Below are 17065 nucleotides of genomic sequence, written 5' to 3' on the forward strand. Positions count from 1 at the left end.
TGCTGTATACTAATAGAAAATGTTGGATAGTAAAGTAGGGAGTAAAGCGACATGAAAGAAATTGAATTAAAATTAAAAGGTGAAATAAATAGACTAACAAATAGAACATTTAAATTTGACGAACGTGTTGGAGAAGGTTGGTTCTCTGCCGTTTACTTTTTAAAGACTAGAGAAATCATTGAAGAATTTCGCCCGAAAAGTGTTGTGACGATGCAATTTTTCCAAAAGGAAAATGCAGTTCTTTGCGGAACAGATGAAGTGATTGCATTGCTACAAACATTCGCAAAAAATCCTGAGGAACTTGAAATTAACTCTTTAAAAGATGGCGATAATATTAGTCCGTTTGAAACAGTGTTAACAATTCATGGTCCTTATGAAAATTTCGGATTTTTAGAAGGTGTCATTGATGGGATTTTAGCCCGTCGTACATCAGTTGCGACAAACGTATATAACGTTGTCCAAGCTGCACGTAGTGTAGATAAAGAAAAACCAGTTATTTTCATGGGAGATCGTGACGATCATTATACGCAACAAGCTGGTGACGGTTATGCAGCATACATCGGAGGTATGAGCGCACAAGCGACGCATGCGATGAATGAATGGTGGGGCAGAAGTGGTATGGGGACAATGCCTCACGCATTAATTCAAATGTTTAATGGTGATGTTGTGGAAGCGGCAAAAGCATATCATAAGAAATTCCCAGAAGATGAATTAGTTGTATTAATTGATTACAACAATGATGTCATTACAGATGCACTTCGCGTAGCGCGTGAATTTGGATCAACATTAAAAGGTGTACGTGTAGATACGTCGCGCACGATGATTGATCAATACTTCATTCGCCACCCAGAAGTACTTGGAACATTCGATCCACGTGGTGTAAACCCATCGCTTGTATTCGCACTTCGTAAAGCACTTGATGAAGAAGGATTCCAGCATGTAGACATCGTTGTAACTGGTGGATTTGATGAGAAGCGTATTCGTGAATTTGAAGCTCAAAACGTACCTGTTGATATATACGGAGTAGGAAGTAGCTTATTAAAAATGAATATTGGCTTTACTGGTGATAACGTAGAATTAAATGGAAAACCAGAAGCGAAAGCTGGTCGTAAATATCGTCCAAACCCACGTCTAGAGCGTGTTCAATTAGAAAAAAGAGAAGATATGTAAAAGAGAGAAAAACTGATAGGTGATTGACCCTATCAGTTTTTCTGTTATCATAGTATAGCGGCTTCTTTTTTGCTATAATGGATTTGTTATGGACATAAAAAAGAAGTACGTACGAGTTTATCCTGATAAGTGAAGGGAAAGAATAACTTCACTACATCAAAAATGTATGATGATTACCAAAATAAGAAAAGATTCATATACTGTCTTATAGATAGGCCGTTGTATTAGTTCGAAATGTTGGAGGTTCTTTAAGATGACAGTTTACCATTTTGTAGGAATTAAAGGAACAGGAATGAGTTCATTAGCTCAAATTCTTCATGACATGAAGCATACTGTTCAAGGGTCTGATTATGAAAAGCGTTTCTTTACACAAACAGCGTTGGAAAAGCGTAATATCTCGATCCTTCCTTTTGATAAAAATAATGTAAAAGAAGGACAAGTGATTATTGCAGGAAATGCATTTCCTGATACGCATGAAGAAATCGTAGCAGCAAAAGAATTAAACATCCCGGTACATCGTTACCATCACTTCTTAGGTGACCTTATGAACCAATACACAAGTGTTGCTGTAACTGGTGCACATGGAAAAACATCAACAACTGGCTTGTTAGCCCATGTAATGCAAGGTGCACACCCTACATCTTACCTTATTGGAGATGGAACAGGGCATGGGGTAGAAAATAGTAAGTATTTTGTATTTGAAGCTTGTGAGTATCGTCGTCATTTCTTGTCTTACAATCCAGACTATGCGATTATGACAAACATTGATTTTGATCATCCAGATTATTTCTCAGATATCAATGATGTATTCAATGCATTCCAAGAGATGGCATTGCAAGTGAAAAAAGGCATTATTGCATGTGGAGATGATGAAGAACTTCAAAAAATTCAAGCGAAAGTACCTGTTATTTTCTATGGATTTGGAGAAGATAATGATTTCCAAGCACGTAACATTCAAAAGAGAACAGATGGTACTATTTTCGATGTATTCGTTCGTAATACGTACTATGACACGTTCAAAATTACAGGATACGGCAATCACAGCGTATTAAATGCATTAGCAGTAATCGCGCTTTGCCATTATGAAAACGTTGATGTAGAAGCAGTTAAGCATCAGCTAACAACTTTTGAAGGCGTAAAACGTCGCTTTAATGAAAAGCCAATGGGAGAGCAAGTTATTATCGATGACTACGCACACCATCCGACAGAAATTAATGCAACGATTGAAGCAGCTCGTCAAAAACATCCAGAGCGTGAAGTTGTCGCTGTATTCCAGCCACATACATTCTCACGTACAGAAAAATTCTTAGATGAGTTCGCTGAAAGTCTAAGCAAAGCTGACCAAGTATACTTATGTGATATTTTCGGATCAGCACGCGAAAACAAAGGTGAATTAACAATCGAAGATCTGCAAAAGCGTATTGACGGTGCAGAACTAATTACAGATACAACAACGGATGTATTAAAGAAACATAAAAACGGCGTTCTAATTTTCATGGGCGCAGGCGACATCCAAAAATTCGAAGCGGCTTACGTAAAAGAAGTTCAAGTTGCAGAGAAGTAAGAAAAAAGACGCATAGCGGTGGCTGTGCGTCTTTTTTGTTGTGTTCGATATATTTTAAAAAGCGTTGATATGTTGGTATTGTTTATTTTTTTTGTATAGTTGTTTTAACAAAACGATATAAATTGAACTAAAAAGTACATATCCGATTAAATAATAGAATGAAAACATATCGAATTGTTTTGTTATCATAATTCGAATAGCGAAAAAGCTGAATGGGAGAGCAATTAGCAGTCTTGAACTGATGAAAATAATTGTTTTAAAGTATTTTAATAAATCTATATTCCAATGGTTTTCTCTAAAGATAAACCAAATGTTGCTTGCAATAAAGGCTAGTAAAAATGGTAAATTAGCAGAAAAATTTATAAAACCGAGTACAATAGGCACTGATAAAGCGCCGAGTGGACCGATAGATAGGCCGGAATAATATTTAATAAATGTATTTGTAGATTGCTGTGCATCTTGAATAACATCTGTATATTCTCCTGCAATTTCCTTTGCTGATTCTTTTGGAGGAAGAAATTCTTCAATCACTTGTGAAGGAATGCTCGCTAATGGTATCCCTTCACTTTCTTTACATAATGCATTTTCATATAAATCCGATTTGATCTCTAACACATGTTGTTCTCTTGCTGACGTAGGTAAGTTCATTAAACCTTTATGAAGATCGTGTAAGAAAGAAGTAATGAGTTCATTTGAAAAGAATTGTTCTTTGTTCATTTTTTATCCTCTCCTTTAGCTAGTAACATTAGAGCATGATACACTGCATCATAATCATGTAAGCGACTATTTAAAATTTCTCTCCCTTCGTCTGTAATTCGATAGTATTTTCTTTTTGGCCCATCACCGGACTCTTCCCAATAGGAAACAGCCCAATTGTTTTTCGTGATTCGATTTAATATAGGGTAAATCGAACCGTTCGGGATATGAAACACAGGGATATTTTGTAAGGCACTTGTAATTTCGTATCCGTACATAGGCTGTTTACTTATTAAAGACAAAATAGCGAGATCAAAAACACCTTTACGTAATTGAATTATAAAATTATCATTTTTTTCCATACCTTAACTATATATGATTCATATCTAGATATCAATCATATATAGTTGTTGTTCTTATATCAAATCGAAAAAAGTGTGAATATTTAACATTTTGCATCTATAAGTGTTAGAATAATAAGAAAACTAAAAGGGGCTAAAAAGCATGTTCACACTTCGAGTAGATGACGAAATCGAATTACAGTTATTAGAGAAGCATCATAAAGAGGAACTATATCAATTAATAGACCAAAACCGTAATCATTTACGAAGATGGCTTCCTTGGGTAGATGGGATGAAATCTGCTGGTGCGTATGATGAAATTTGTCCGATGTGGTTAAAGAAGTTTGCAGAGGGTGACGGTTTTGAAAGTGGCATACGTTATAAAGGAAAGCTAGTTGGGATGGTGGGCATTCATCCAGTAAGTTGGGGGAAGAAAGCGGCAAGTCTCGGATATTATCTTGCAGAAGATGCTGGTGGGACAGGTATTATGACGCGTAGCGTAAAGGCTGTACTTCACTATGCATTTGAGAATTTAAAATTAAATAAAATAGAAATTAGATGCGGTGTTGAAAACGAGAAAAGCCGAGCTATTCCAGAGCGTTTAGGTTTTAAGTTAGATGGTATTTTAAGAGATGAAGAATGGTTATATGATCATTTTCATGATATCGCTGTATATAGTTTATTAGCTTCAGAGTGGAAGGAGATCCGATGAACGAGAAGATACGCATTATTCCGTATGAAAGTACGTTTCAAGATAAAGTAGTAGATCTTATCGTTCATATTCAGCAAAAAGAGTACAATGTTCCCATTACGAAAGAAGAGCAGCCAGACTTACTTGAAATAGAAACGTTCTATCAAAGGGATTGTGGAAACTTTTGGATAGCAACTTATGATGATAAAGTAGTTGGAACAGTGGCCTTATTAGATATTGGCAACGATCAAGTAGCATTAAGAAAAATGTTCGTAAAAAAAGAGTTTCGCGGAAAAGATTGGGGTGCATCACATAAGTTGCTCCAAACGGCAATTTTGTGGGCTGAGAATAAAAAGCTGAAAGATATTTACTTAGGAACGACAGTGAAGTTTTTAGCAGCGCATCGCTTTTATGAAAAGAATAATTTCCAAAGTGTGAGTATAGACGAGTTGCCAAAAAGTTTTCCAGTGTTACAGGTAGATAAGAAATTCTATAGGTACATTGTTTGAAAAGGTCATTCAGAAATGGCCTTTTTTTATAATCAAAACGGAAAAATTGGTATAATTTAGGTTAGGGGGTGTAGGTATGGACTTTCCGATTCAAAGAAGTAAGTCAGTAGTAATTTTCGTTTGTCTCACGTTAGTTTTTATGTTCATATATCCACTTGTCATGATTATCTCAAATAAAGAGCAGTGGATGTCAGCGTTAATTGGAATGGGTTTATGCTTCCTTGTAAATGTGCCACTCGTTTGGGAAGTATTTATTAAAAAGCATAAAGTAGAAAATGGTGTATTAAAGTACGGCATTTTAAATGACGATATCGTATTGAAAGAGATAAGAATCATTCGTCAAGTTGGGAAATACCTTGAAATTACGACGAATGCATACAAAGTACATATGGTTGCGATACCGCAACATATGAATGAATTTTTGGCGCTTATCGAGAAAGAGAACCCAAATGTGAAAATAGAAATGGTAGGTAAGAAATGAAATATGTAAAACCTTTATTCTGTTTAGAAATTTTGTTTGTGCTTGTTGGTTGCACTAGAGTATATATGAAATGGGATCTGCCCTTATATGTACCAATATTAATAGGTACTATTGCAGTGGCGTTTTTATATTATTTTCATTTCCAGCAAACAAAAAGCGAGAAAAGTAGTTCTATATAGTGCAGGAGGATTAGAGATAAAAAAATCTGTATGTTTTTTCTATTTCTGCTAACAGCATCCTTTCTTGTAATAGGGTGTAGTGCGAAGAAGGAAAAGGTAGATATGAACTTAGAAAAGGCACAAAAGGTTGAGATTGAATCACTTACGGATTCAAGTGATAAGAAAGAAATTGAAAAGCTGTTTGAAGTTATGAAAATGGATAAGTGGGGAATGCAGTCGGTTCCTTTAGATACTCCGCAAGGGAAAACATTTAAAATGTACCAAGAGGATACAAAAAAATTATCGGAGTCGAGTAATGATAAAAAAGAGTTACATGAAATTGGTACGATGACAGTATATAAAGATGTCTCTTATGTCGAAGTTGAAATGAAAAATAAGAAAATGAGTTTTAAAGTGCCAGAAGATGTGGCGAAAGATTTATTACAATATTAATAAAAAGACGCTCGGAGAACATTCCGAGCGTTTTTCATTATTTTAAGTTCTCTGGGTTTAAAGCTTCTAATTCAGGTACAACGAAGCGTCCATCTTTACGGATTAGTACGTCGTCGAAGTAAATTTCGCCGCCGCCGTATTCAGGGCGCTGGATGCATACTAAATCCCAGTGAATATTCGAGTTGTTGCCGTTCCATGCATCGTCGTAAGCTTGTCCAGGAGTGAAGTGGAAGCTACCATCGATTTTTTCATCGAATAGGATATCTCCCATTGGATGTAAGATGTATGGGTTTACGCCGATTGCGAACTCACCAACGAAACGCGCGCCTTCGTCTGTATCGAAGATTTTGTTAATGCGCTCTGTATCGTTTGCAGTTGCTTCAACGATTTGACCGTTCTCAAATTTAAGTTGTACATTTTCAAATGTATAACCGTTGTAAGGAGATGGTGTATTGTATGAAACTGTACCGTTAACAGAATCGCGAACTGGTGCAGAATATACTTCACCGTCTGGAATGTTTAAATGACCTGAGCATTTAATAGCTGGAATGTTTTTAATAGAGAATGTTAAGTCAGTTCCAGGGCCAGTTAGGCGAACTTTATCTGTTTTATTCATTAATGTAACAAGGCTATCCATCGCCTTATCCATTTTACCGTAGTCTAAGTTACAAACTTCGAAGTAGAAGTCTTCGAAAGCTTCTGTGCTCATTTTAGCAAGCTGCGCCATAGATGCATTTGGATAGCGAAGAACAACCCAGCGCGTTTTCGGAACGCGGATGTCTCTATGAACTTTCTTACCAACTGTTTGACCGTGAATTTGCATTCTTTCACTTGGCACGTCAGCTTGTTCGTTAATGTTATCGCCAGAGCGAAGACCGATATAAGCGTCCATATCTTTCATTACACTTGCTTCATATGCAGCGATTTGTTCGAAATGTTCTTCAGTAGCACCCATTAATAAAGAGCGATCTACTTGATGATCTTTTAAAGAAACGAATGGGAAACCACCAGCTGCATATGCTTCTTTTACAAGTGCAGTTACAAGTCCTTTTTGTAAGCCAAAGTTTTCAATTAATACTTTTTCGCCTTTTTGTAAGCGAATAGAGTAGTTAATTAAATTGTATGCTAACTTTTCAATGCGTGGATCTTTCATATGTAAAGCCTCCCTACTAATTATGTATCCTCTCCTATTGTAACCTACTTAGTGGAATTTGTTGAATCATTTATGTTAAAGTTAACGAATAAGTATGAAAATTCTAATGAAAAGATAGGGATTAGAACGAAACGGAAAATGATTGTATAATAGGGGAAAGTATGAAAAAGATAAAGGAAGTGATGAAATGCAAGTTCTTTTATATGTAAGTGCGGCTATTATCGCGGTTGCTTTCGCTGTATTAGTAGTGTATGTATGCAGAACGTTGTTATCGGTTCAAAAGACGTTAGAAAACGTTGCAAGCACGTTAGAAGGTTTAGAAAAGCAAATGCAAGGGATTAGCGTAGAGACGGAGCAATTATTACATAAAACAAATGCGTTAGCTGATGACATTCAACAGAAGTCACAATCATTAAATAAAGTAGTATCGGGTGTAGATGGAATTGGAACGACAATCCATTCTTTAAATACGAAACTTCGTAATGTATCAGATTCTGTTACGGACGAAATTGAAAACAATGCAGATAAAGTAGCGCAAGTTGTACAGTGGAGTAGCGCAGCAATTGAAGTATACAATCATTATCGTGCGACAAGACAAGAGAAAAAGGTTGAAAAAGAAGAGCGTAAATTAGAAAGACTTGAGAAAAAAGCTGAAAAGAAAGAGAAGCGCTCTAGACTTCGTATGAGAGGTGAATCGTGATGAATATGACAAAAATTGAAGCAATTGAAGAGCTTGAAGTATTAGTAGAAAAAAACGAGCCGTATGTTCTTTTTAAACATAGTACGACATGCCCGATTAGTCACGGTGCATATACAGAATTTCAAGCGTATTGTAATGAAGAAAGAGCAGTACCAGCGTATTACTTATACGTACAAGATGCGAGAGATGTTTCGAATCTTGTTGCAGAACAGTACAGCATTAAACATGAATCTCCGCAAGTGTTATACATAAAAGATGGGATGGTAGTATGGAATACGTCTCATTGGAACATTAAAAAAGACGCTTTAGAAGAGAATATTAAGTAAAAAGAAGCAAGCTAAAGGTGCTTGCTTCTTTTTTTTGTTTTTGTTGAAATATATTTAATGGTACACTGTTAATAGTTCAAATTAAATAACTAGATTGTTGAAAGTAGGTTTTAAGTAATGAAGAAAATGGCATTATCCTTCGCGGTCGTAAGTTTATTACTAGGAGCTTGTAGTAATAATACGATTAGTAAGAAGGATGAAGTTATACAGAAGGATACGAAAGAAAAAAGCATGATCCCGAGAACTGCTGTTTCGAAAGATTATTATAGAACTGTAATTCCTTTAAAAGAACAAAAGGTTATAAATACAGCTAATATAAAAACAAATTCTAAATTAGATTTAGCAGAGTATGAAAATGGTTTAATGAATATTGCAGCGCAGCAATTTGATACAGAAAATCATGTACTACAATTAAATCAGTATATTCCGGAGAAGTTAGTTGATGAACTAGTCGCAAAAGTAGAAGCGCCAGTTTTGACGAATATTATAGAACAAGACTATTTCGGAAAACAGAATTCAAACGAACTAAGTTTATCTGGTGTTATGATCGGTTTAGCTATGTCTTCAAGTGTATCGAATGAAGAAGCTATGTCTAAGGGGGCTGAAGTTGCCAAGCAACTTATTGAAGCGATTAATAAAAATGACAAGTATAATAAGTCTCCAATTACGTTTGCTATCTTTAAGCAAGAAAGTACAAGTTCTTTAAAAAATGGTACGTATATTGCTAGTGCTACTGTTCAAAAGAATGATATGAACCTTGGAAATTGGAGTACGATTGATGAACAAGCGTTTTCATATCCTTCTGATGAATTTAAACAAGCACATGGAGAAGATAATACAAAAATAACTGAATTTGCTAAGGCAATGAAAGATTTTTCTCCGGCAGATTTTATCCCAGTAAATGCTAAAGTTTCTTACAAGAAAAACCAGATGGATACATTAAATATGAATATCGTTATTAAATACAATGGTAAAACAGAATTAATGGCTCTTACTCAAATGGCTGCTCAAAGTATGTTAGAAAAATTACCTAAAGATGCGAAAGTACAATTGCAGATAAAGTCCGAGAGTAAAATCGAGGCAATTATTATAAAAGAGAAAAACAGCGAAAAACCGTTTGTTTCCTTCTTGTAAAAAAGACAGTGTTTACACTGTCTTTTTTTTATTGAAAATGGTGTTATGGCGGGTGAGCCAAATCAAATTCCAAAAAGTAAGGGGGAAGTCATATGAACTTAAAAGACTTAAAAAATAAACATATTAAGTATGATTGGAAAACTATCTTTGTAGGCGTCCAAGGGAATTATTTTAGTAAAGACGTTATTTCTGATTATGCAGTAGAATTGATGGGGATTGGTGATGAGAGTGAGTTTGTTAGTGAACTGTCATGGGGAGTCTCTAATGAAAATTTAGGTAAGGTGATGTTAGAAATAAAAACTAATTATTTTCCTCAATTAGATGAAGAAAGCACAGTGTTAGTAGAGGAGAAGAGAAAACTAAGATTTGTTTGTTTATCTGAGATAAAAGAAAGATGTAAAGAAGATAATGAGTTATTAAATGAAATTGCAAAGTTTTATGGAAATCATCACTATCCAGAAGATATGGTGAGTTTTGTTAATTATATGCCTCAAGAAGTTCCCACTACGAAAAAAGATTTGGTAAATAGGTTTGGGGAATTTTTGAAATTAGAGGAATCGAGATTTAAATGCTAATATATACAAACTAACAATAAATAGGTCGTGACTTACAATTAGTTTCTGAAACGGGAAGGTAAGTTATGCTATATGTAATCGCAGAGAATAATAATGAGCCATTTGAAACCTAGATGTTATAACATACTTTCCAAGCTCGTTTAGAGTTACAAGAAGATACGATTGTTGAAATTAATGGTGATGGAAATCAGCTTTTTATTATGGGACCATGCACAGTAGAAAGTTATGAACAAGTACGTCAATTTTCTGAAGCAATGAAAGATCGATGCGTAATACGCTTCATGTTTCCGCTGTGCCGATTTTAAAGAAAGAAACACATATTTACCTGTCGTTGTCGATATAACGCATTCTACAGGGCGATGTGACCTCCTATTGCCAGCCCAGATCCAGCGCGCATCAAATGAATATCATTTTCGGTTTCTGTCGATAAGTCGATATATTTGAAAAATCACCGATATAAATTTCATTTACTATCTACTATCGTATTGCTTAAAATAAGGTTTCTACGTATTGAATATCTATATTTTTACAAAAAATGCCCTTTTTTTCATAAAAAATACGAAAATACGAGAAAAGAAGCGAATTTTTTCGAAACTTTTGCGGGAAAATATTGTATGAGCCTGCGTTTTTATCGTATCATTAGTAAAAGGAAGAACTCGGGACGATTGGTGGCATCTGCAAATAGAGTTGATGTCTTTTTTTCATTCAAGTAACCGATACATAAAAATAGATAACAAAAATAGAAGGAGTGTGCGATGAGATGAACGTAACAATTTATGATGTAGCGCGTGAAGCAAACGTTTCAATGGCTACCGTATCTCGTGTAGTGAACGGTAATCCAAATGTAAAGCCTACAACAAGAAAGAAAGTATTAGAAGCAATTGATCGTTTAGGGTACCGCCCAAATGCGGTAGCACGTGGACTAGCAAGTAAGAAGACAACTACAGTAGGTGTTATTATTCCTGATATCTCAAATACGTTTTATGCAGAACTTGCTCGTGGAATTGAAGATATCGCAACAATGTACAAATATAACATCATTTTAAGTAACTCTGACCAAAACAAAGAGAAAGAGTTCCATTTATTAAATACGATGCTTGGAAAACAAGTGGACGGAATTGTTTTCATGGGTGAAGATATTACAGACATTCACATTGAAGAATTCAAAAAGTCTCCAGTACCAATCGTATTAGCAGCGTCATTTGATGAGCAAAATGAAACGCCATCAGTAAATATTGATTACACGCAAGCAGCTTACGACGCAATGAAGCACTTTATTGAGCAAGGGCATACGCGTATCGGTTTCGTCTCTGGTCCTTTCATTGATAAAGCGGGAAGCGCGAAGAAGTTACAAGGTTATAAAAAAGCTTTAGAAGAAGCGGGTATTTCATATGATGAAAATCTTATAATCGATGGAGATTACACATATGATTCAGGTATCGAAGCATTCGAAAAGCTTTGGAGCAGTGATGAAAAGCCAACAGCAATCTTCGTATCTTCTGACGAAATGGCACTAGGTGTAATCCATGCAGCACAAGACGCTGGATTAAACGTACCAACTGATGTAGAAGTACTTGGTTTCGATAATACACGCCTTGCATTAATGGTTCGTCCACAACTTTCAACAGTTGTACAACCAATGTATGATATCGGTGCAGTAGCAATGCGTCTATTAACAAAGTATATGAACAAGGAAAAAGTGGAAGATCACACTGTTATCTTACCTCACCGCATCCAATTTAGAGATTCAACGAAGTAAGTATAAACAAGCTCACAGCAATTGCTGTGAGCTTTTATTCGTATTCAGGATAGTATGTTTTTACTACGGTATCTACCGTTTCGTTTTTCTTAACGTGTAAAAACCTTGCGTATAGTTCTTTTCCAGTTTCAAATGGTGTATCGTCTAATTCAAACACATGCAATACTTTTCGAAACGTCCATGTCACTTGCTCATCATACATGTTATTGTATGTATCTTCAGATTGCATAGCGATTTTCTCACCTAGTTCATGAGCTTCTTCTAAACTGTTTGCTTTAACAAGAATAATACTTTCTTCAAAAAGTGTATCGTGATTTTCTTCATAATGCTCATCCATTTTTGTAGTATTAGGCTCACCAGAATGAACAGATTCAAACAATAATTTTATAGCGTACATATTATGCTGCATGTTTCACTCTATAAATAATACTTGCGACAAGCGAAGCAGGTATTGTAAATACGTTACTTTGATAATGATAGTGTATTTGGGATTCTTCATAAGACATGTTGTCATATAGTTCGTTTTGTGACACGTTCATTTTTTTCTGTTTTGTCTTGAGCATTTTAATATAGTTATACTGTATTGGGACGAGAATGATGAAATAGGCTAATACGATTAGTGAAATCCAAATCATTATGAACACTCCCTTGTAAAGAATAGTTGTATATGGTAATTATATCAATTTATATGAATGATATCCATTTTTAAAGTGGTCAATTTCCTTTCCAAAATGCAAAAAGTTCTTCAGGACTTCGTAAATTATGTTCCAGGCATATTTGTGCCGTGTGCTTAAAGCTTTGAATTAAATGTTCTAACCGAGAAGGATCATATTGTTTTACATTGCCAGCAATAATAGTTTCATCCTTTTCTAAGTTAATTAATATTTTTAGCAAAGTGATATTTGTTTCTAATTGTACAACTTCGATATAAAAAAGTTTTTTGTCTAAGTCGATTGTAATATAATCGAATCGCTCTACTTGTTTAAAATATCCTACAATATCATCTTTCAATTGAAATCCTCCTAAGTATGCGTCCTATTGGTGACTTCGCTACAAAATGGTATTGTTCCTTGTTATATGTCACATAAGTGCAAATTTAACTATTATAGGGCAATGTCATGTATAATAGAAAGAAAAGGCTTGTGAGGGGGGAGAAGAGATGATCGTTCTTTGGATAATTACGCTTTGTATGACTGCTATTTTTGCATATATGACGTTAAAACAAAATGGCTTAAAGCGATTTGTTCCAGGAAGTATTCTTGCAGGAATTGCCCTTATCACTTATGTAATTTCTATTTTTATTGAAAGTGTATCAGTGGACATGAGCACAAGTTTAATGTTCATGGGTATTACACTATTTGCAGGTAGTATTATGGTACTTATGGTTGCAGGTATTATTTTATTTATTCATATGAATTCGGAAACGTTATAGCATATAGAAAAGGCATGTCCCGAGGGGCATGCCTTTTTATCCGTTCAATTATGCTCTATCTTTAGAAGAATTTTGTTGTTTTAATAAGTCGCGAATTTCGCCAAGAAGTTCTTCTTCTTTTGTTGGTTCTGGAATTTCTTCCACTTTTTCTTCTTCTCTTTTAGATGTTAGTTTGTTGAACACTTTAACGAACATAAAGATAGCAGCTGCAATAATTAAGAAATCAAAAATAGTTTGGATAAAGTTACCATACATAATGGATGATTTACCAAATGTAATTTTTAAATCTGTAAAGTTAACGCCACCTAATACCATACCAAGTAATGGTGTGATAATATCTTTTACTAAAGAACTAACGATTTTACCGAATGCAGCCCCGATTACAACCCCGACAGCCAAATCGATTACATTCCCTTTGAATGCGAATTTTTTAAACTCGTTCCACATGTGTTAATCCCATCCTTTCCACGATTCATTATGAAATTTATAATTCCTATCAACATATTCTATAGAAATTTGCGATAGAAATAAAGGGGAAATGGGAATGAAAGTAAATTCTGAAAAATGTATCCGTTTTAATTTTTGTTTAGATCGTTCAGTAGAGATTGCAACAGTTGCTGCGTTTTTAATCCTTCTAATCCATCTACAACAGGCTTTGTATCGCCGTGTACACATTCGATAAAATGATGAACTGCATCTTCAAAACCACGTTGTTTTAACGTTGTATCCCATGATGGTGAACCAATCTGAGAAACTGCATTTTCCTGCTCAACTTCAAATGTGTTCATATTTTTTACGCGAATGATTTTACCTGTCGTTACAAGTTCAATTTGTTCTAAATTTGTACCTGCATGGCGGTGCATCGCGGTAGAAAGTAACAGTCCACTTGGCGTTGTATATGTATGATGTCCGTAAAGAAGTTCGTTCTTTTCATTGATTTGCATCATATTATGAACGATGTTAAGGTCATCGTTAGCTAACCAGCGAGCAGTATCTACAATATGTAAGTAATCATCTAACATAGTAAAGTCATACGTATATGGCCCCACCTTATTTGTGCGGTGCTTTTCAATTCGAATCCATGAAGTATCATTAGCTTGCTCTTTGGCAGTAACGTACATAGGAACGAAACGGCGATTAAATCCGACCATTAACTTTCGATTATACTTTTCACTCATTTCAACTAGCTTCTCTGCTTGCTCAGTAGTAGCAGCTAGCGGCTTATCAACATAAACGTCGATTCCTTTTTGTAGAAGTTCAGAAACGATTTCATAATGTGTAGCAGTTGAACTATGGACGAAGATTGCATCACATTCTGAAGCTAACGTTTCAATAGAATGGAAGTCTTGAATCCGGTATTGCTCGCAAATTTGTTTTCTTTTATTAACATTAGGTGTAAACGCTCCCAAAAAAGTCCAATCAGTTTCCTTTGTGAGTGTTGGAAGGTAAGCCTTTTGTGCAATACTACCTAATCCAATCATTCCAATACGAGGTTTGCTCATGTGTTTTTCCCACCCTATTATAAATATATAAGTTGTCTAGCTGTATAGCTATGTGACGAAATAACTGTAGCATAGACTGGGGAGAATGGCAAAAAATAGATTTGAAAATGATACGTTTTTTATAGGAAATGAGCTTTTATTTATTTGTCGCTAACAAAATCTTCTCTATCTCTTCAAAGTTATGAGCGCGAGCGTGCTCTAACGGGGTAACACCATCGTTGTCTGGAATATTTACATCTGCACCGTGTTCAATAAGAAGCTGAATGACTTGTTGCTGTGTTTCGTTTCCGTTACTTAATACGATGGCTTCCATTAAAGCGGTCCACCCGAGATTATTTACATGGTTAACATCAATAGTTGTTCGCGTAAGGAGTTCTTTAATAACATCAATATAGCCATGTTCTGAGGCGGGGATAAGAGCTGTTCCGCCGTAACGATTTGTAAGCGATGGATCTGCACTGGCATCAATTGTTAGTTTTAAAATATCGAAGTAACCTTCTGCACCGGCGTATAGAAAGGGATTGTTTTTCATATCATCTTGGATATTTACGTTAGCACCTGCTTCAATAAGCGCTTTTGCGGTTTTCACATCATTTTTGTATGTAGCAATCATAAGAGGGGTACGTCCTTTATTGTCTGTTATATTTATGTCAGCCCCTTTTTTGAGTAACGATATAACGGTATTCGTTTCTTGTTTTTCAGTAGCTGCTAGTAGCGCTGTCTCCATGTTTGTCATCTCCTTTTTAACTCCTTGTTCTTGCGAGCAACCTTGCAAAAAAATTACGCAACAGATCATGCTTAATGTTTTTTTGAACATGGAATTTCAACCTCCTCATTTCAACTGTAAAATAAGAACATTAAATTTTTATAAACTGACGCTAAAATTACTATAAAATCGCTTGAGTATTTGAACATATATTTTTATGCTTATGAGTAATAAGGTTTGGTAAAGTGAGGATGTAACATATGTCTATTAAAACAAGATTTTTATTCTCTTATATTGCTGTTATTCTCGTTTCCATTACGCTCATATTAGTCGCGGGATTTTTAATTGTTTTTTCCATAACAGGAGACTTGGAATCAGTGAAAAATTTCTATAAAAGTTCCTATATTCAAAAGCCGCTTACGCCAGAAGAAGAGAATACGTATATTGAATTGAAATTAGCGGCAAAGAAAAATCAATCTCAACTATTAGATGAATCGTTCGTTTCAACACTTGAAAAAGAAGGTGTGAAAATAGTTGTAAGAAAGGGAGAAACCATTTCTTATGCTACAAAAATATTTGAAAGTGTATCTTTAAAAGAAGCCCTTCCAAAATTTGAATCAGCAAATATTAATAGTCGTGGTACAACGGAACTAGGCGATACATTTTATCGGTATGTAAAATTTGATTTTTATTTTCCTGGAGATGAAGAAGGGAGTATATTTGTACTAAAAAGGCAAAGTTCATTTGTCGATCTTACACAAAAGTTATTTCCGATTTTGTTCGGAGCGCTTTTACTGTTAGCCATTTTACTCATAGGGCTATTAAGTTATTTCGTCTCAAGAAGTGTGATAAAACCAATTTTTGTACTGAAAGATGCGACTGGGAGAATTAAAGAAGGGGATTTAGATTTTCAAATTCCAGTTACATCCCATGATGAGATTGGGCAATTAAATCAAGGATTTGAGGAAATGAGGAAGAGATTAAAAGAGTCGATTGAAGTACAAACGCAGTATGAAGAAAATCGAAAAGAGCTCATTTCAAACATATCTCATGATTTAAAAACACCGATTACATCTATTATCGGATATGTAGAAGGCATAAAAGACGGGGTCGCAAATACGCCAAAAAAAATGGATAAGTATTTAACGACCATTCATACGAAGGCGAAGCATATGGATACACTCATTGATGAGCTCTTTTTGTTTTCGAAGCTTGATTTGAATCGAGTTCCTTTTCAGTTTGAAACGATAGAATTAAACATGTTTATGCAAGAATTATTAGAAGAGATGCAGATGGATTTAAGTGAGGAAGGTATAGAAGTTTATTTACAATTACATTCATCACCACTATATGTAACGGCCGATTGCGAAAAGATAAATAGAGTGATATCAAATTTAATTCATAATAGTGTGAAATACATGGATAAAGAAGCGAAGAAAATTACTGTAACAGTATTAAGTGATAACAATACAGTCATTGTAAAAGTGGTGGACAATGGATCAGGTATAGAAGCTGATACGCTGCCGTATATATTTGAGCGGTTTTATCGTGCAGAGCAATCGCGAAATTCTAGCACAGGTGGAAGTGGACTTGGCTTAGCGATAGCGAAGCAAATTGTTGAAGAACATGGCGGAGAAATTTGGGCGGAAAGTAAGCTTGGGGAAGGTACAAGTATTTTCTTCTCATTGAAAAAAGTACAGGAATGTGGTGAGTAG

General features: G+C 35.1%; 23 protein-coding genes and 1 pseudogene. 15 read left to right on the plus strand and 9 right to left on the minus strand.

All coding sequences use genetic code 11. The features are described 5' to 3' along the window. Positions 1-51 precede the first annotated feature (51 nt). Both MNO09_RS06340 and murC read left to right on the plus strand, forming a co-directional pair. The gene (locus MNO09_RS06340; RefSeq protein WP_000658380.1) at positions 52-1170 is read left to right on the plus strand and encodes a nicotinate phosphoribosyltransferase; all 1119 of its coding nucleotides are present in this window, start codon (positions 52-54) and stop codon (positions 1168-1170) included. A 253-nt stretch (positions 1171-1423) separates the two neighbouring features. Further along, on the plus strand, positions 1424-2734 hold the full coding sequence (gene murC, locus MNO09_RS06345; protein ID WP_000219461.1) for a UDP-N-acetylmuramate--L-alanine ligase: 1311 nt from the start codon (positions 1424-1426) through the stop codon (positions 2732-2734). Positions 2735-2788: 54 nt separating this feature from the next. Here the strand turns inward: murC and MNO09_RS06350 are convergent, their stop codons facing one another. Both MNO09_RS06350 and MNO09_RS06355 read right to left on the minus strand, forming a co-directional pair. Next, entirely contained in the window at positions 2789-3451 is a 663-nt protein-coding gene (locus MNO09_RS06350) for a hypothetical protein (protein ID WP_001031386.1), read from the minus strand. Next, entirely contained in the window at positions 3448-3792 is a 345-nt protein-coding gene (locus tag MNO09_RS06355; protein WP_000414144.1) for a PadR family transcriptional regulator, read from the minus strand. Before MNO09_RS06355 ends, MNO09_RS06350 begins: the two co-directional genes overlap by 4 nt. Positions 3793-3934: 142 nt before the next feature. Between MNO09_RS06355 and MNO09_RS06360 the strand changes: the two genes are divergently transcribed. From MNO09_RS06360 to MNO09_RS06380, 5 genes are all read left to right on the plus strand, one after another. Continuing rightward, positions 3935-4483 carry a GNAT family N-acetyltransferase gene (locus tag MNO09_RS06360; protein WP_000494657.1) on the plus strand — a complete coding sequence of 183 codons (549 nt, stop codon included), beginning with the start codon at positions 3935-3937 and terminating at the stop codon, positions 4481-4483. Beyond that, positions 4480-4971, plus strand: a complete 492-nt coding sequence (locus MNO09_RS06365; protein WP_001003143.1) for a GNAT family N-acetyltransferase — start codon at positions 4480-4482, stop codon at positions 4969-4971. Before MNO09_RS06360 ends, MNO09_RS06365 begins: the two co-directional genes overlap by 4 nt. Before the next feature lie 76 nt (positions 4972-5047). After that, positions 5048-5452, plus strand: coding sequence for a PH domain-containing protein (locus MNO09_RS06370; RefSeq protein WP_000347187.1), 405 nt, complete (start codon positions 5048-5050; stop codon positions 5450-5452). Further along, complete coding sequence (locus MNO09_RS06375; RefSeq protein ID WP_000878350.1) at positions 5449-5631, plus strand: hypothetical protein; 183 nt, start codon at positions 5449-5451, stop codon at positions 5629-5631. The genes MNO09_RS06370 and MNO09_RS06375 overlap by 4 nt, the downstream gene beginning before the upstream one ends. 30 nt (positions 5632-5661) lie before the next feature. After that, positions 5662-6063, plus strand: coding sequence for a hypothetical protein (locus tag MNO09_RS06380; protein ID WP_000465680.1), 402 nt, complete (start codon positions 5662-5664; stop codon positions 6061-6063). A gap of 37 nt (positions 6064-6100) precedes the next feature. On the opposite strand, the gene MNO09_RS06385 is transcribed toward MNO09_RS06380, so the two are convergent. After that, positions 6101-7216: an aminopeptidase gene (locus MNO09_RS06385; protein WP_000654744.1), complete on the minus strand. Its 1116-nt coding sequence runs from the start codon at positions 7214-7216 to the stop codon at positions 6101-6103. A gap of 187 nt (positions 7217-7403) precedes the next feature. Between MNO09_RS06385 and MNO09_RS06390 the strand changes: the two genes are divergently transcribed. The 6 genes and pseudogenes from MNO09_RS06390 (at position 7404) to ccpA (ending at position 11710) form a co-directional block, all read left to right on the plus strand. Next, positions 7404-7916 carry a DUF948 domain-containing protein gene (locus tag MNO09_RS06390; protein ID WP_001197725.1) on the plus strand — a complete coding sequence of 171 codons (513 nt, stop codon included), beginning with the start codon at positions 7404-7406 and terminating at the stop codon, positions 7914-7916. Continuing rightward, positions 7916-8242 carry a bacillithiol system redox-active protein YtxJ gene (ytxJ, locus tag MNO09_RS06395; protein ID WP_001057455.1) on the plus strand — a complete coding sequence of 109 codons (327 nt, stop codon included), beginning with the start codon at positions 7916-7918 and terminating at the stop codon, positions 8240-8242. The genes MNO09_RS06390 and ytxJ overlap by 1 nt, the downstream gene beginning before the upstream one ends. Positions 8243-8359: 117 nt before the next feature. Further along, on the plus strand, positions 8360-9376 hold the full coding sequence (locus MNO09_RS06400; protein WP_000738032.1) for a CamS family sex pheromone protein: 1017 nt from the start codon (positions 8360-8362) through the stop codon (positions 9374-9376). A gap of 92 nt (positions 9377-9468) precedes the next feature. Then, positions 9469-9951, plus strand: coding sequence for a DUF2247 family protein (locus MNO09_RS06405; RefSeq protein WP_001049288.1), 483 nt, complete (start codon positions 9469-9471; stop codon positions 9949-9951). A gap of 256 nt (positions 9952-10207) precedes the next feature. Beyond that, positions 10208-10329 (plus strand): annotated as a pseudogene (locus MNO09_RS30990) (bifunctional 3-deoxy-7-phosphoheptulonate synthase/chorismate mutase); the annotation flags it as partial. A gap of 382 nt (positions 10330-10711) precedes the next feature. Beyond that, the gene (gene ccpA / locus MNO09_RS06415) at positions 10712-11710 is read left to right on the plus strand and encodes a catabolite control protein A (RefSeq protein ID WP_001103308.1); all 999 of its coding nucleotides are present in this window, start codon (positions 10712-10714) and stop codon (positions 11708-11710) included. A gap of 34 nt (positions 11711-11744) precedes the next feature. Here ccpA and MNO09_RS06420 read toward each other — a convergent pair whose 3' ends face one another. The 3 genes from MNO09_RS06420 to dhp61 form a co-directional block, all read right to left on the minus strand. Beyond that, positions 11745-12107 carry a DUF4288 domain-containing protein gene (locus tag MNO09_RS06420; protein WP_033657718.1) on the minus strand — a complete coding sequence of 121 codons (363 nt, stop codon included), beginning with the start codon at positions 12105-12107 and terminating at the stop codon, positions 11745-11747. A gap of 1 nt (position 12108) precedes the next feature. Continuing rightward, positions 12109-12345, minus strand: coding sequence for a DUF3949 domain-containing protein (locus tag MNO09_RS06425; RefSeq protein ID WP_000637905.1), 237 nt, complete (start codon positions 12343-12345; stop codon positions 12109-12111). A 79-nt stretch (positions 12346-12424) separates the two neighbouring features. After that, on the minus strand, positions 12425-12721 hold the full coding sequence (dhp61, locus tag MNO09_RS06430) for a protein Dhp61 (protein WP_088107405.1): 297 nt from the start codon (positions 12719-12721) through the stop codon (positions 12425-12427). Positions 12722-12869: 148 nt separating this feature from the next. On the opposite strand from dhp61, the gene MNO09_RS06435 reads away from it, so the two are divergent. Continuing rightward, the gene (locus MNO09_RS06435; protein WP_000636592.1) at positions 12870-13142 is read left to right on the plus strand and encodes a DUF3917 domain-containing protein; all 273 of its coding nucleotides are present in this window, start codon (positions 12870-12872) and stop codon (positions 13140-13142) included. A 48-nt stretch (positions 13143-13190) separates the two neighbouring features. Here the strand turns inward: MNO09_RS06435 and mscL are convergent, their stop codons facing one another. From mscL to MNO09_RS06450, 3 genes are all read right to left on the minus strand, one after another. Beyond that, positions 13191-13589, minus strand: a complete 399-nt coding sequence (gene mscL / locus MNO09_RS06440; protein WP_000267008.1) for a large-conductance mechanosensitive channel protein MscL — start codon at positions 13587-13589, stop codon at positions 13191-13193. Between the two features lie 128 nt (positions 13590-13717). Further along, positions 13718-14644 carry a Gfo/Idh/MocA family protein gene (locus MNO09_RS06445; protein ID WP_000042907.1) on the minus strand — a complete coding sequence of 309 codons (927 nt, stop codon included), beginning with the start codon at positions 14642-14644 and terminating at the stop codon, positions 13718-13720. Positions 14645-14780: 136 nt separating this feature from the next. After that, positions 14781-15461, minus strand: a complete 681-nt coding sequence (locus MNO09_RS06450) for an ankyrin repeat domain-containing protein (protein WP_000475149.1) — start codon at positions 15459-15461, stop codon at positions 14781-14783. Between the two features lie 149 nt (positions 15462-15610). Here MNO09_RS06450 and MNO09_RS06455 point away from each other — a divergent pair, with 149 nt between their 5' ends. Further along, positions 15611-17065: a sensor histidine kinase gene (locus MNO09_RS06455; RefSeq protein ID WP_000023887.1), complete on the plus strand. Its 1455-nt coding sequence runs from the start codon at positions 15611-15613 to the stop codon at positions 17063-17065.

This window comes from Bacillus sp. N5-665 (assembly GCF_022637375.2).
In the GTDB taxonomy this organism is placed as follows: Bacteria; Bacillota; Bacilli; order Bacillales; family Bacillaceae_G; genus Bacillus_A; species Bacillus_A wiedmannii.

Excerpts from the sequence above, each read along its gene's own strand:
- MNO09_RS06340 (WP_000658380.1), top strand. The coding sequence starts at position 52 with ATGAAAGAAATTGAATTAAAATTAAAAGGTGAAATAAATAGACTAACA.
- murC (WP_000219461.1), top strand. The coding sequence starts at position 1,424 with ATGACAGTTTACCATTTTGTAGGAATTAAAGGAACAGGAATGAGTTCA.
- MNO09_RS06350 (WP_001031386.1), bottom strand. The coding sequence starts at position 3,451 with ATGAACAAAGAACAATTCTTTTCAAATGAACTCATTACTTCTTTCTTA.
- MNO09_RS06355 (WP_000414144.1), bottom strand. The coding sequence starts at position 3,792 with ATGGAAAAAAATGATAATTTTATAATTCAATTACGTAAAGGTGTTTTT.
- MNO09_RS06360 (WP_000494657.1), top strand. The coding sequence starts at position 3,935 with ATGTTCACACTTCGAGTAGATGACGAAATCGAATTACAGTTATTAGAG.
- MNO09_RS06365 (WP_001003143.1), top strand. The coding sequence starts at position 4,480 with ATGAACGAGAAGATACGCATTATTCCGTATGAAAGTACGTTTCAAGAT.
- MNO09_RS06370 (WP_000347187.1), top strand. The coding sequence starts at position 5,048 with ATGGACTTTCCGATTCAAAGAAGTAAGTCAGTAGTAATTTTCGTTTGT.
- MNO09_RS06375 (WP_000878350.1), top strand. The coding sequence starts at position 5,449 with ATGAAATATGTAAAACCTTTATTCTGTTTAGAAATTTTGTTTGTGCTT.
- MNO09_RS06380 (WP_000465680.1), top strand. The coding sequence starts at position 5,662 with ATGTTTTTTCTATTTCTGCTAACAGCATCCTTTCTTGTAATAGGGTGT.
- MNO09_RS06385 (WP_000654744.1), bottom strand. The coding sequence starts at position 7,216 with ATGAAAGATCCACGCATTGAAAAGTTAGCATACAATTTAATTAACTAC.
- MNO09_RS06390 (WP_001197725.1), top strand. The coding sequence starts at position 7,404 with ATGCAAGTTCTTTTATATGTAAGTGCGGCTATTATCGCGGTTGCTTTC.
- ytxJ (WP_001057455.1), top strand. The coding sequence starts at position 7,916 with ATGAATATGACAAAAATTGAAGCAATTGAAGAGCTTGAAGTATTAGTA.
- MNO09_RS06400 (WP_000738032.1), top strand. The coding sequence starts at position 8,360 with ATGAAGAAAATGGCATTATCCTTCGCGGTCGTAAGTTTATTACTAGGA.
- MNO09_RS06405 (WP_001049288.1), top strand. The coding sequence starts at position 9,469 with ATGAACTTAAAAGACTTAAAAAATAAACATATTAAGTATGATTGGAAA.
- ccpA (WP_001103308.1), top strand. The coding sequence starts at position 10,712 with ATGAACGTAACAATTTATGATGTAGCGCGTGAAGCAAACGTTTCAATG.
- MNO09_RS06420 (WP_033657718.1), bottom strand. The coding sequence starts at position 12,107 with ATGTACGCTATAAAATTATTGTTTGAATCTGTTCATTCTGGTGAGCCT.
- MNO09_RS06425 (WP_000637905.1), bottom strand. The coding sequence starts at position 12,345 with ATGATTTGGATTTCACTAATCGTATTAGCCTATTTCATCATTCTCGTC.
- MNO09_RS06435 (WP_000636592.1), top strand. The coding sequence starts at position 12,870 with ATGATCGTTCTTTGGATAATTACGCTTTGTATGACTGCTATTTTTGCA.
- mscL (WP_000267008.1), bottom strand. The coding sequence starts at position 13,589 with ATGTGGAACGAGTTTAAAAAATTCGCATTCAAAGGGAATGTAATCGAT.
- MNO09_RS06445 (WP_000042907.1), bottom strand. The coding sequence starts at position 14,644 with ATGAGCAAACCTCGTATTGGAATGATTGGATTAGGTAGTATTGCACAA.
- MNO09_RS06450 (WP_000475149.1), bottom strand. The coding sequence starts at position 15,461 with ATGTTCAAAAAAACATTAAGCATGATCTGTTGCGTAATTTTTTTGCAA.
- MNO09_RS06455 (WP_000023887.1), top strand. The coding sequence starts at position 15,611 with ATGTCTATTAAAACAAGATTTTTATTCTCTTATATTGCTGTTATTCTC.